The following is a 12,342-nucleotide window of genomic DNA, read 5'->3' as shown; positions in this document are numbered from 1 at the left end:
TTCGACTTCGGCGGGCGGCCGCTGTTGCCGATGAGCACCGCGCCTCAGCATCGCCGCACCAACAACTTCACCAAGAGGGACCTGCGATGGACGCAGTGCAATTCAACTTCCCGGCGGTCATTGTGGCGGCCCTGTCGAGCTTCCTGATCGGCGGGCTCTGGTACTCGCCCATCCTGTTCGCGAAGTCGTGGATGGCGGAGGCCGGCCTGACCGAGGCGCAGACCAGGCAGGCCAGCCCGGCCCGGGTCTTCGGCCTGTCGGCCCTGGCCTCGCTGGTGATGGCCTTCAACCTGGCGGCCTTCCTCGGTGCCAAGGCGAGCTTCAGCTTCGGCCTGTTCGCCGGCCTTGCGACCGGCCTGGGCTGGGTGTCCATGAGCCTGGGCGTCATCTACCTCTTCGAGCAGCGTTCGCTCAGGCTCTGGCTCATCAACAGCGGCTACCAGGTCGTCGCCTACACGGTGATGGGCGCCATCCTCGGCGCCTGGCACTGAGGCTAGGGCAGGCGAATCGTGTCGCGCTCGCTGACACGCACCGTGTTGGACGGCTGGTTGCCGACGCGGTAGGTGACGCTGAGCAGCTTGCGGTGGCCCGGCGCGGGGTCGAAGCCGAAGAGCTCGTTGCGCACCTCGGTCTCGAAGCGGTCGCCGCGGATCTGGGCGCGCAGGGCCTGGGTCACGTCGGTCCAGCGGCCTTCGGCGCCGTAGCTGGCGCTTTCGATGACGAGACGGCCGCCTTGACGGGCTGGGCCGTAGTCGCCGCGATTGCCGCCGCGGCCGCCGTGGCCCCAGTCGCCGCGGCCCCAGCCGACGAACTGGCTGCCGTCGATGGTGCCGTACTCCGAATACTCGAAGACACGCTCCTGGCCGCCGCGGTCGCGGGTGAAGATGCGCAGGATCTTGGTCTGGCCCGGGTAGGGGTCCACGCCGAACAGGTCGTTTGTCAGGCGCACGCGCTGGTCACGCCGCGCCAGGTCGCGCAGGCGGTCGGTCACATCCACGTCGCGGCCGCTGGCGCCGTAGGTGGCGTACTGGATGATGAACTCGCCGTCGTCGTGGCGGTCGCCGCCCCAGCCACTGTTGTTGCCCCCACCCTGCCAGCCGCCCTGCCAGTTGGACTCGCCCCAGTTGCCGCGACCCCAGCCGACGAATTGACTCCCGTCCACCCAGTCGCGTTCGCGGAAGTCGAAGATGCGCTCCTGGCCGCGGCGGTCGCGGGTGAAGATGCGCAGGGTCTTGGTGCGGCCCGGGTCGGGGTCGACGCCGAAGAGGTCGTTGGTCAGGCGGAAGCGCCGGTCCTGGCGGGCAAGGTCACGCAGGCGGCCGGTCACGTCCACATGGTTCTGCTCGGTGCCGTAGCGGGCGTGCAGGATGATGAACTCGCCGTCGTCCTCGTCACGCGCCCAGGCGGGCAGGGCGGCGAGGGTGGCCAGGGCTGCTCCCAGGCCGAGTGTCCATTGGCGTCTTTGCATGGCGTTTCTCCTTGTTATGGTGCGACCATCGTCGCACGCGCCATGTCACAACGCGCAGCTTCGCTGCGACGCAGACGGCCCGCGGGGACAGGCCGTCGTAAGGGTTGGTAACGAGCCCGGTTTTCAGCGGCCCCACTCGCCGCGGCGCCAGCCCGTGAACTGGCCGCCGTCCACCCAACTGCCCTCCGGATACTCGAAGCTGCGCTGTTGGCCGGTGGGATCGCGGGCGATGATCACCAGCCGCTTGCCGCGGCCCGGGTCGGGGTCGACGCCGAAGGTGTCGTTGCCCATGCGAAAGCGCTCATCCCGTCGCGCCAGTTCGCGCAGCCGGCCGGTCACGTCGACATCGCGCCCCGGGTTGCCGTAGTTGGCAAACAGGATGGTGAACTGGCCGTCGTCATGGCGGTCGCGGTAGGGGTTGCCGTTCCAGCCGCCGTTGTAGGCGGAGTCGCCCCAGCGGCCGCCGGCCCAGGCGGTGAACTGGCCGCCGTCGATCCAGGAGCGTTCTGGGTAGTCGAAACGGCGCTCGCGGCCGTCGCGGTCGCGGGCGTAGATGCGCAGGTATTTGTCGCGGCCCGGGTCGGGGTCCACGCCGAAGAGGTCGTTGGTCAGCTTGACGCGGCGGTCCCGGCGGGCCAGCTCGCGCAGGCGGTCGGTCACGTCAACGTGGTTGCGGTCGGTGCCGTAGCGGGCCGAAAGGATGACGAACTCGCCGTCGTCATCGCCGCGTTGGGCCAGGACGGGGGCCGAGGCCGCAGCGAGCAGCGTGGCGGCGCCCAGCACATAGTGGCGTCGATTCATGGTCATGGTCTCCGAAGTTGTGGAGGCCACCATGCTTTCACCGAGGCTTGTAGGACCCGGGTCGGACGGCAGGACGTCCGCCTGTCAGCCGCCGGGTCGGCCGCCGAGCAGGTATTCCCTCGCCATCGCCCGGGCGCGGTGCAGCCGGCTCTTCACGTTGGGCCGCGTCAGGCCGGTGCGACCGGCAATCTCCTCGATGCTCAGCTCTTCCACGTCGCGCAGCAGCATGACTTCGCGGTAGTGGACCGGCAGCGACTCCAGCGCCGCCGCCAGTTCCAGCCGCAGTCCGGCCTCATCGTGGACGACCAGCCATTGCGCCAGCTTCTCCTCGTCGTAGGGGTCGTAGCGCAAGGTGACCCGCCCGAGGCGCCGGCACTCGCGCTGCACCAGGCGGATGGCCCAGCCCGAGAAGGCCGCCAGCACGCGCAGCGACGGCAGCTTGCGGGCGACGATGAGCAGCGCCTCCTGCACCGCGTCGTCCACATCGCTGAGCAGGCAATGCTGCTGGGCATAGCGGCGGATGTCGGGCCGCGTCACGCGCAGCAACTGCTCCAGCGCCCGCGGGTCACCGCCGTGGGCGGCGGCGAGCAGGGGCAGGTGTTGGGCGGCCAGGGCCATGCCGCCTACTTGAGCTTGCGGCCGACCATGGCGCAGGCCGGGCAGAAGCCAAACAGCCCCGTCGCCACGAAACCGACCGCGCCCGCCGCCACCAGCCATCCGGCCGTTCCGCCCAGCATGGTCACGCCCAGACCCGCTGCCACCGCACCCGCCACCACGCGCAGCACGCGCTCGCCGTTCGGAACATTCTTTGCATAGAACATGATTCGACTCCAAGTGATTCGAGGACGACCCTCGGCCACTAAGAGGCGCCGGCCGGCAAAAAGGATTCGCGACAACGAAGAAATTTCTCAAACCTCGGCAAAAGGGTGACTCGGCAGCATGCCCACCGTGCGCGTCGCCGTGGCGGTGATGGGAGCCGTCATGCCAAGGTCCGATTGCTGCCGCATTGTGGCGGCGGGCCGGCTGGGGAAAACTGGCAAAATGCCGCCACTGCTGCACAAGCAGGCGCAGGTGAACCCCAGCCTGTGCACCGATGGGCCGCCGCTGGCTTTGCCGTGGCGGTATTTTTTTGGGCCCCGCAACCCAGGGGCTTTGACCCAGGGCATATCCCAAAGTCCGACCGAGCGGTCGGCCGGGACAATCCCCAGCTTTGCTGCAACCAGGCCGCGCCACAAGCGCCGCCCTGATCCCATGGCACTTCTACACCTGACCGACGAGCAGATCTCCACCATGACTCGGGCCCAAAAGGACGAGTGGTGGTTCAAGAACGTCTTCCGCGGCGACATGGCCCAGCTGACGCTGCGCTCGGGCCTGACCGGTTTCCTGCTCGGCGGCGTGCTGTCGTCGACGGGCCTGTACATCGGCGCCAAGACGGGCATTTCGCTCGGCGTCGGCCTCACGTCGGTGATCCTGGCCTTTGCGCTGTTCCGCGCGCTGCACGCGGCGGGCATGGCGAAGGACTACACCATCCTTGAGAACAACTGCACCCAGTCCATCGCCACGGCCTCGGGCTATGTGACGACGGCGCTGATCTCCAGCCTGCCGGCCTACATGCTGGTGACGGGCCATGTGCCGCCGGGCTGGCAGATCGCGGTGTGGATGTTCCTGATTTCGCTGGTGGGCGTGTTGCTGGCCTTCCCGCTGAAGCGCCGCTTCATCAACGAAGACCAGGCGCCTTTTCCTGAAGGCCGTGCCTGCGGCGTGGTGCTGGATTCGCTGTACCACGGCGAGGGCAGCGAGGGCATGTTCAAGGCCAAGCTGCTGGCCTGGGTGGCGGGCGGCGCCGCGCTGCTGCAGGGCATCTGCGGCGAAGGCTGGATGAAGCTGATCCAGTTCAAGCTGCTGGCCATGGACAAGTGGGCCGGCATGACCGAGCCCTGGCATCTGCACGACCGCATCGACGACTATTACTACGCCTGGGCCGTCAAGGCGCACGGCTTCATCCCCAGCATCCTGGGCACCGACTTCCGCACGCTGGGCCTGCGCCTGGTGGTGGACGCCGCGCTGATCGGCACCGGCGGCCTGATGGGCATTGCCATCGCGGCGAGCTGCTTCCTGGGCGCCTTCATCAACTTCGTCTTCCTGGCTCCGCTGATGATCCAGGTGGGTGACATCGTGCCGCGCCTGGGCGCCAACGGCGTGCCCATCCCGCTGAACCGCGTGGAGATCGTCAACCAGTGGTCGCTGTGGTGGGGCGTCACGATGATGGTGGTGGGCGCGCTGGTGTCGCTGCTGGCCAAGCCCGAGATCTTCACGAGCGCCTTCAAGCGCAAGGATGCCAAGGCCAAGGCCGATGAGCCCAAGAGCGACCTGCTCAAGGACATCGAAGTGCCGCTGTGGATCAGCTGGGTCGGCGTGCCCATCGTCAGCCTGCTGGGCTGCCTGGCTACGCACTTCTTCTTCGGCGTGCCGCTGTGGCTGACCATCGTGTCGCTGCCGCTGATCTTCGTGCTGACCGTCATCTGCACCAACTCCATGGCGCTGACGTCGTGGACGCCGACCGGCTCGCTGTCCAAGATCACTCAGTTCACGATGGGCGCGCTGGACCGCGCCAACCCCGGCTCCAACCTGCTGCCCGCCGGCATGACGGCCGAGATCTCTTCCAACGCGGCCAACCTGCTGTCGGACATCAAGCCCGGCTACATGCTGGGCGGCAAGCCGCGCCACCAGGCCATCGGCCACATCATCGGCAACATCGCCGGCGTGCTGGTGTGCGTGCCGCTGTTCTTCCTGCTCTTCATCAAGACCGATGCCAGCGGTGCCATCAACGTGGCCGGCATGGTCAGCGACCAGTTCGGCTTCCCCGCCGCGCTGCAGTGGAAGGGCGTGGCCGACATCATCGCCAAGGGCCTGAAGAGCCTGCCGATGTCGGCGCTGATCTCCATGGGCGTCGCCGCCGTGGCGGCCATCGTCATCGAGGTGGTCCGCATCGTCACCAAGGGCAAGTCCGGCCTGTCCGCCGTGGCCATCGGCCTGGGTGTCACGCTGCCGCCGCAAGCGACTTTCATGATGTTCGTCGGCGCGCTGATGTTCTGGTACATGGCCAAGAAGCACAAGAAGGCGCCCGGCTCCAAGGGCTACCGCATCTGGGTGGAAGGCATGGAGCCCATCTGCGCCGGCCTGATCTCCGGCGCCGCCCTGATGGGCATCGGCGACGCGATCATCGGCGTACTGATCTGATAATCACGGGTTGAAGTCTGCCCGTAGCTCAACTGGATAGAGCAGCTGCCTTCTAAGCAGCAGGTCGGGGGTTCGAGTCCCTCCGGGCAGGCCACATCGGACTCCGGGCGCCCAAGCCATCGCTGGCTTGGGCGCTTTTTCTTTGGCGATTTCGCCTGGGGCGCACCGCGGCAATCCCCCTTTCGGGGGAGAAGGCGGGGGATGGTCGTTCCGGCATCCCCCCTCGCCCCCACCTCGGGGTGATATTCCTCACGGTGGCGGGCGCCGAGACTGGCTTCATGACGACAGAAGCCCTTCCCCCCGTTCAAGCCGCCCACCCGTCCTCTGACGACCTGCGTTGGGCCAGTGCAGACATCCTGCGCATCACCGTCAGCCAGATGCGTGCCTGGGAGGCCGAGGCCGCCCGGCATTGCCTGATGCCGCGCCAAAGCGACGAAGAAGCCTGGGAGGGCACCGAGATCGACGTCCGCAGGACGGTGCTGTGAAAGCCAACAAGCCGGTCGGATTTGATGCCCTGCTTGAAAAGATGCCGAAGCGGTTCAAGGCTCAAGCCAAGCGCGTGGAAGAGCGCGCCAAGCGCCGGCGGGAGGCCCAGGCCAAGCGCTTCGAAGCCATGCCCGCCGTCCGTCCCGCCGAGGCCAAGGAGAAGGCCCCCGAGGAGTGGCAGGACACCGTGGCCCATTTCATCAACCCCAAGTGAGGAGACCCTCATGGCATTGCTCGATGTGAACCGCAGCCGTGGCGAAGACGCCGGCGTCAGCCAGTGGGTGCTGGACGGCACCGCCGGGCGAATCAGCGCCCGTGACACCTATGGCAACCTGGTCATGGCCCTGGCGGTCGGGCCGCTGTTCGGGCCCCGGCTGGCGGCTGCGTTCAATGCGCCGGAGACGGTTGCGAACGCATACGCAGACGTATTGCGCTCGCCGGCGCTCCGACGCTGAGGAGAAGGGCCGGCGGGCTCTGCCGATCAGGCGTTGGTCCGCTTGCGCTAACCCCACAGTCGTGCGACCCTTGCACCCCTAAGACTAGGGGTAAGTGCAAGGGAGGCAGCCATGAGGCTGATCAAAGAGGCGATCGCCGTGATGTTCGGCGGTTCAAAGCTTCCAAAGGGCGATGCCGCGCCAAAGGATGCCGAAGAGGCGGCCTGGAGCGAATACCACTCGAGCTGGGAAATGGATCCGCCGCCGGACCCCCGCGCGGTTTTCCTGGCGGGCTATCGCGCGGGCCAGGACCAGCAGCAATAGGGGCAGGCGCCTCAGGCGTTCAGCCCCCGTCCCACCAGCCTCAGGGTCTGCCTGAACTCGGCCTTCAGCCGATACAGCTGGGCCGGCCGATGCGGGCCTTGCGCGCGCTTGGCGCCGGGCACGGGCTCGAGGATGGCCAGCTCGTCCATCTTGCGGCGAAAGCTCACCGGGTTGATGGCCTCGCCCAGCAGGGCCTGGTAGATGGCGTGCAGCTGCGGCAGCGTGAAGGGCTCGGGGCAGAGATGCACCGGCAGCGACGAATACTGGCTCTTGTTGCGCACGCGTTCCGTGGCCATCGCGATGATGCGGCCATGGTCGAAGGGCAACTGGGGCAGGCGGTCCACCGGCAGCCAGTGCTGGCCGGGCAGGCTCGGCTCCGGCGCCGCCACCAGGGCGAAATAGGCCACCGACACGCTCCAGCCGCGCGGGTCGCGCGCGGGGCCGCTGAAGCTGCCGAGCTGCTCCAGGTAGGGGCTCCGTAGCCCGGCCTTTTGCAAGAGAACTCGCTGGGCGGCATCCTCGCAGCCCTGGTCCTCGTCGGTGTGCACATAGCCGCCGGGCAGGGCAAGGGCACCTTCGAAGGGCTCACGGTCGCGCTTGAGTAGCATGACCTGCAATTGGTCCTCGTGCAGCGTCAGCAGCACGACGTCGACCGTGCAGATCAGCCGAGCGTCGGCGGCAGAGTTCGTTGAATCATTCACCGAAGCAAGGATACGTCCTCGTCATGCCCTGTGAACTTCATGCAATCACTTAGTTGCACAATTAATTTAAGTCGGGTTATCATGGAGCCACACCACAAAAGGACATGCACATGAAGACGCATCTGCTGCTGATCGACCCGCAGAACGATTTCTGCGACCTGCCGCCGGACTGGCTGCCGCGCTCGCCGGTGACGGGCGAGCTGGTGCAGCCCGCGCTGCCCGTCGTGGGTGCCCATGCGGACATGCAGCGCGCGGCCGGCCTGGTGAAGCGCGTGAGCAGCGACGTCGACGCCATCACCGTGACGCTGGATTCCCACCACCGCATCGACATCGCCCACCCCGGTTTCTGGGTGGAGACGGCCACTCGCCGCGCGCCCGGGCCCTTCACGCCCATCACGGCGGCCCAGGTCCGCGCCGGCGCCTATCTGCCGCGTGACGCCGCCCAGCTCGACCGTGTGCTGGCCTATCTGGACGCGCTCGAGGCCACGGGCCGCTACACGCTGATGGTCTGGCCAGTGCACTGCCAGATGGGCAGCTGGGGTCATGGCGTGCATGCCGGCCTGCAGGCGGCGCTGGACGCCTGGGCCGACCGGGAAGGGCGCTCGGTGGAAGTCGTCACCAAGGGCGAGAACCCCTGGACCGAGCACTACAGCGCCCTGCAGGCGGAAGTGCCGGACCCGGCCGACGAAGACACCGAACTCAACCAGGCCCTGCTGGCTGAACTGGACCGCTTCGACCGCGTGCTGATCGCCGGCGAGGCCGGCAGCCACTGCGTGCGTGCCACGGTCGAGCATCTGGCGGCCCATTTGCCCTCGGGGAAGATGAGCAAGCTGGTGCTGCTGACCGACTGCATCAGCCCTGTGGGCGGCTTCGAGGCCCAGCAGGCCGAATTCCTGGCCGCGATGCAGGCGCGCGGCCTGCAACTGGCTCTCAGCACCGAGGTTTGACATGAGCGCCCCCGTCATCACCAGCCTGCTGGACACCGACCTCTACAAGTTCACGATGTGGCAGACCCTGCTGCATCGCCACCCGCAGACCCAGGCCGAATACCGCTTCGTCTGCCGCAACCAGCCCGGCTATCCGCTGGCCGAGCTGAAGGCCGACGTCGAGCGCGAGCTGGAGGCCCTGTGCAGCTTGAGCTTTCGCGCCGACGAACTGGCCTATGTGAAGGGCCTGCGCTTCATCAAGAGCGACTTCGTCGACTTCCTGCGCATCTTCAAGTTCCAGCGCGACTTCGTCGAAGTGACGACCGATGGCGCGCAACTCAACATCGTCGCCCGCGGCCCGCAGGTCCATGTGATGGGCTTCGAGATCCCGGTGCTGGCCATCGTCAACGAGCTCTACTTCCGCCGTCTCGACACCCCCGAGGTGCGCGCCGAAGGCCAGCGCCGCCTCGACGCCAAGATCGCCGCGCTGCAGGCCTTCGCCGGCGAACCTCTGGGTCGGCGCCATCCCTTCGACCTGTTCGACTTCGGCCTGCGCCGCCGCTTTTCGGGCGCCTGGCAGCGCGAGGTGGTCACGCAGTTGCGCGATGCGCTGCCACAGCATTTCAAGGGCAGCTCCAATGTGTTGCTGGCCAAGGAGCTGGGCCTGGTGCCCATCGGCACCATGGCCCACGAATACCTGCAGACCTACCAGGCCCTGGGCACGGTGCGCCTGCGAGACCACCAGAAGGCGGCGCTGGAAGACTGGGTGCAGGAATACCGCGGCGACCTCGGCACGGCGCTGACCGACGTGGTCGGCATGGACGCCTTCCTGGCCGACTTCGACCTCTACTTCGCCAAGCTCTTCGACGGCCTGCGCCACGACAGCGGCGACCCGGTCGTCTGGGGCGAGAAGGCCCTGGCCCATTACGCCAAGCTGCGCATCGACCCGCACACCAAGCGGCTGGTGTTCAGCGACGGCCTGACCGTCACCAAGGCCATCGAGCTGTACCGACACTTCGCCGACCGCGTGCAGCTGGGCTTCGGCATCGGCACCCACCTGAGCAACGATCTGGGCCTGACGCCGTTGAACATCGTCATGAAGCTGACCCATGCCAACGGCCAGCCCGTGGCCAAGCTCAGCGACAGCCCGGGCAAGACGCTCTGCGACGACGAGACCTTCCTCGCCTACATGCGCCAGGTCTTCGGGATCAAGTCATGATCAAGCTCACCGTTGCCCAGCTCAATCTGACGGTCGGCGACGTGGCCGGCAACGTCGCCCGCATGGTGGCCGGCGCGCGCCAGGCGGCCTGGGCCGGTTCGCAGCTGGTGGTGTTCGCGGAACTGGCTGTCAGCGGCTACTACCCGGGCGATCTGCTGGACGAGCCCGCCTTCCTGCGCCAGGTTGAAGCAGGCCTGCAATCGCTGCGCGCCGCCTCGCGCGAACTGCCCGAACTGACCTGGGTTTTCGGCGCCCCGCTGACGCGCGAAGGCCCCGGCAAGAAGCTGGAGAACGGCTTGCTGGTGCTCAAGGGTGGCGAGGTCTTGATGCGTTACGCCAAGCAGCTGCTGCCCACCTACAACATCTTCGACGAGCGCCGCCACTTCGAGCCCGGCCCCGACATCGCCAAGGTGCTGCGCATCGGCACGACCCAGATCGGCCTGCTGATCTGCGAGGACGGCTGGAATGACGACGGTGCCGACTATTGTCTAAACCCCTTCGAGCGCCTGCGCGATGCGGCCCCCGACCTGGTCATCAGCATCAATGCCAGCCCCAGCAATGTCGGCAAACGCGAGCAGCGGCATCAGGTCTTCGCGTCGGCATCGAAGCGCAACGGACTGCCGGTGCTCTACGTCAACCACGTGGGTGGGCATGACCAGCTGGTCTACGACGGCGCCAGCTTCGCCGTCGAGCCGGTAGCGGGCGTCGTCTTCGAGGCGGATCGTTTTGTCGAAGCGGTGCGCACCCTCGGCTTCGAGGCCGGCCGCTTTGTCGAACCCGACGGCAGCGACATCGCACGGCCCGACCCGGCCGGCCTCAGCATCATGGCCTTCTACCGCGCCCAGATCGTGCTGGGCCTGCGTGACTATGCGCGCCGCTGCGGTTTCACCCAGGCGGTCGTTGGCAGCTCGGGCGGTATCGACAGCGCGCTGACCCTGGCCCTGGCCGCCGAGGCGCTCGGCGCGGACAACGTCGTCGGCATCACCATGCCATCGAGCTTTTCTTCCAGCGGCTCGGTGACCGACTCCGAGGCCCTGTGCCGCAATCTCGGCATCACCCTGCTCAACCATCCCATCCAGGGTGCGGTCGAAGCTTTGAAGACCCAGTTCGCCGACAGCTTCGGCGCACCCATGCAGGGCCTGACGCTGGAGAACCTGCAGGCCCGCGTACGCGGCACCGTCCTGATGGCCTATTCCAACGCCAACGGCCATCTGCTGCTGACCACGGGCAACAAGAGCGAGGTGTCGGTGGGCTATTGCACGCTGTACGGCGACACCAACGGCGGCCTCGGGCTCATCGGCGATCTCTACAAGACGGAGGTGTTCGCGCTGTGCCGTCACCTGAACGAAGCGGCTGGCCGCGAGCTGGTGCCGACGGCCATCATCGAGAAGGAACCGTCCGCCGAACTGGCACCGGGGCAGCGCGACATCGACAGCCTGCCGCCTTATCCGGTGCTGGACGAGATGCTCAAGGTGCTGATCGAAGGCGGGCGCCTCGCGCACGGTGAGCACGAGGTGGCCGAGGACCGCATGACCGCGCTGCGCACGACGGACGAGGGCAGGGCGCTGATCCAGCGTATCGCCCGCATGATCCAGCGCAGCGAATACAAGCGCCGCCAGGCACCGCCGCTGGTCCGCCTGCGCGCCCGGGCCTTTGGTCAGGGGCGCCAGATGCCCATCGCGGCCGTGTTTCCCGGAGTGCTGTCATGACCACCTCTGCCGCCGTCGTCATCGGCCGCTTCCAGCCCGTCCACAACGGCCACCTGGCCCTGCTGCGCGAGGCGCTGAGTTGCGCGGAGCGTGTCATCGTCATGGTGGGCTCGGCCCATCAGGCGCGCTCGCCGCGCCATGCCTTCAGCTGGACGGAGCGCGCCGAGATGCTGCGTCTGGCGCTGACCGAGGCCGAGCGGGAGCGCGTGGAGATCGTGCCGCTGCGCGACCTCTACGACGAGGCGCGCTGGGTGCAGGCGGTGCGCGCCGCCGTCGAGCAGCGCGTGGGCCCTGCCGACGTGACTTTGGTGGGCCACTTCAAGGACGCCACCAGCGACTATTTGCGTCGCTTCTCGCCCTGGCAGCTGCGCAGCCTGCCGCGCCAGCATCGGGTGGACGCCACCGACCTGCGCGCGGCGCTGTTCGAGACGCCGCCCGAGGCGCTGGACGGCGTGCTGGCCAGTTGGGTCGACCAGGTGCCGCCGGGCACGCGGTCCTTCGTGCAGGCCTGGGCGCATCTGCCCTATCTGGCCGCGCTGCGCCGTGAGTGGGCGATGTTGAAGTCCTACCGCCAGGCCTGGGCGGCCGCGCCCTATGCGCCGACCTTCGTCACCGTCGACCTGGTGCTGCGCTGCGCCGACCATGTGCTGCTGATCCAGCGCGCCAAGGACCCCGGCCAGGGCCTGTGGGCCCTGCCGGGCGGCTTTGTCGAGCCGCGCGACACCCTCTACCAGTCGGCCGTGCGCGAGCTGGAAGAGGAGACCGGCCTGCGGCTGCTGCCCGAGACGCTGACGCTGGCCTCGCGCGGCGTGGCCGTCTTCGACCACCCGGACCGCAGCCAGCGTGGCCGCACCATCTCACACACCCACTACTTCGACCTCGGCGAGCGCGAGCTGCCGGAGGTGCAGGGCGCCGACGACGCGGCCCGTGCGCGCTGGGTGCCTCTGGGCGAGCTGGCGGCCATGGAAGAGCAGTTCTTCGACGACCACTTCCACATGCTGGACCGCTTCCTGGGGCTGCTGCCCGCGGCTTGA

Annotated in this window: 15 protein-coding genes and 1 tRNA gene; 11 read left to right on the top strand and 5 right to left on the bottom strand. The window is 67.8% G+C overall.

The annotated features are described in order from the left end of the window. Positions 1-86 precede the first annotated feature (86 nt). Positions 87-491, top strand: coding sequence for a DUF1761 domain-containing protein (locus AC3WOE_RS07110; RefSeq protein WP_492689328.1), 405 nt, complete (start codon positions 87-89; stop codon positions 489-491). A 2-nt stretch (positions 492-493) separates the two neighbouring features. On the opposite strand, the gene AC3WOE_RS07105 is transcribed toward AC3WOE_RS07110, so the two are convergent. From AC3WOE_RS07105 to AC3WOE_RS07090, 4 genes are all read right to left on the bottom strand, one after another. Further along, positions 494-1,468, bottom strand: a complete 975-nt coding sequence (locus tag AC3WOE_RS07105; RefSeq protein ID WP_492689327.1) for a hypothetical protein — start codon at positions 1,466-1,468, stop codon at positions 494-496. A gap of 123 nt (positions 1,469-1,591) precedes the next feature. After that, positions 1,592-2,269 carry a hypothetical protein gene (locus tag AC3WOE_RS07100; protein WP_492689326.1) on the bottom strand — a complete coding sequence of 226 codons (678 nt, stop codon included), beginning with the start codon at positions 2,267-2,269 and terminating at the stop codon, positions 1,592-1,594. Positions 2,270-2,353: 84 nt separating this feature from the next. Then, positions 2,354-2,887: an RNA polymerase sigma factor gene (locus AC3WOE_RS07095; RefSeq protein WP_492689325.1), complete on the bottom strand. Its 534-nt coding sequence runs from the start codon at positions 2,885-2,887 to the stop codon at positions 2,354-2,356. A 5-nt stretch (positions 2,888-2,892) separates the two neighbouring features. Continuing rightward, the gene (locus AC3WOE_RS07090) at positions 2,893-3,090 is read right to left on the bottom strand and encodes a YgaP family membrane protein (protein WP_492689324.1); all 198 of its coding nucleotides are present in this window, start codon (positions 3,088-3,090) and stop codon (positions 2,893-2,895) included. Positions 3,091-3,520: 430 nt separating this feature from the next. Here AC3WOE_RS07090 and AC3WOE_RS07085 point away from each other — a divergent pair, with 430 nt between their 5' ends. The 6 genes from AC3WOE_RS07085 (at position 3,521) to AC3WOE_RS07060 (ending at position 6,753) form a co-directional block, all read left to right on the top strand. Then, entirely contained in the window at positions 3,521-5,509 is a 1,989-nt protein-coding gene (locus tag AC3WOE_RS07085; protein WP_492689322.1) for an OPT family oligopeptide transporter, read from the top strand. Between the two features lie 17 nt (positions 5,510-5,526). Then, positions 5,527-5,603, top strand: a tRNA-Arg gene (locus AC3WOE_RS07080). A 184-nt stretch (positions 5,604-5,787) separates the two neighbouring features. Further along, the gene (locus AC3WOE_RS07075) at positions 5,788-5,994 is read left to right on the top strand and encodes a hypothetical protein (protein ID WP_492689321.1); all 207 of its coding nucleotides are present in this window, start codon (positions 5,788-5,790) and stop codon (positions 5,992-5,994) included. 41 nt (positions 5,995-6,035) lie between these two features. After that, positions 6,036-6,209 carry a hypothetical protein gene (locus AC3WOE_RS07070; RefSeq protein WP_492689320.1) on the top strand — a complete coding sequence of 58 codons (174 nt, stop codon included), beginning with the start codon at positions 6,036-6,038 and terminating at the stop codon, positions 6,207-6,209. A gap of 10 nt (positions 6,210-6,219) precedes the next feature. After that, complete coding sequence (locus AC3WOE_RS07065; protein WP_492689318.1) at positions 6,220-6,450, top strand: hypothetical protein; 231 nt, start codon at positions 6,220-6,222, stop codon at positions 6,448-6,450. A 111-nt stretch (positions 6,451-6,561) separates the two neighbouring features. Continuing rightward, positions 6,562-6,753 (top strand): hypothetical protein, encoded by a 192-nt coding sequence (locus AC3WOE_RS07060; protein WP_492689316.1) that lies wholly within the window; start codon positions 6,562-6,564, stop codon positions 6,751-6,753. Positions 6,754-6,764: 11 nt separating this feature from the next. On the opposite strand, the gene AC3WOE_RS07055 is transcribed toward AC3WOE_RS07060, so the two are convergent. Further along, complete coding sequence (locus AC3WOE_RS07055; protein ID WP_492689314.1) at positions 6,765-7,454, bottom strand: NUDIX hydrolase; 690 nt, start codon at positions 7,452-7,454, stop codon at positions 6,765-6,767. A gap of 104 nt (positions 7,455-7,558) precedes the next feature. Between AC3WOE_RS07055 and AC3WOE_RS07050 the strand changes: the two genes are divergently transcribed. From AC3WOE_RS07050 to AC3WOE_RS07035, 4 genes are read left to right on the top strand one after another with little or no spacing between them, the layout of a single operon-like run. Next, positions 7,559-8,401, top strand: coding sequence for a cysteine hydrolase family protein (locus AC3WOE_RS07050; protein ID WP_492689312.1), 843 nt, complete (start codon positions 7,559-7,561; stop codon positions 8,399-8,401). Between the two features lies 1 nt (position 8,402). Beyond that, positions 8,403-9,599, top strand: coding sequence for a nicotinate phosphoribosyltransferase (pncB, locus tag AC3WOE_RS07045; protein WP_492689311.1), 1,197 nt, complete (start codon positions 8,403-8,405; stop codon positions 9,597-9,599). Further along, entirely contained in the window at positions 9,596-11,308 is a 1,713-nt protein-coding gene (locus AC3WOE_RS07040; RefSeq protein WP_492689310.1) for an NAD+ synthase, read from the top strand. Before pncB ends, AC3WOE_RS07040 begins: the two co-directional genes overlap by 4 nt. Further along, positions 11,305-12,342, top strand: a complete 1,038-nt coding sequence (locus tag AC3WOE_RS07035; RefSeq protein ID WP_492689309.1) for a bifunctional nicotinamide-nucleotide adenylyltransferase/Nudix hydroxylase — start codon at positions 11,305-11,307, stop codon at positions 12,340-12,342. The genes AC3WOE_RS07040 and AC3WOE_RS07035 overlap by 4 nt, the downstream gene beginning before the upstream one ends.

Source organism: Roseateles sp. FW305-36, from assembly GCF_058787015.1.
The sequence above is the reverse complement of the archived record's forward strand: the minus strand, read 5'-3'. Positions and strand labels throughout refer to the sequence as shown.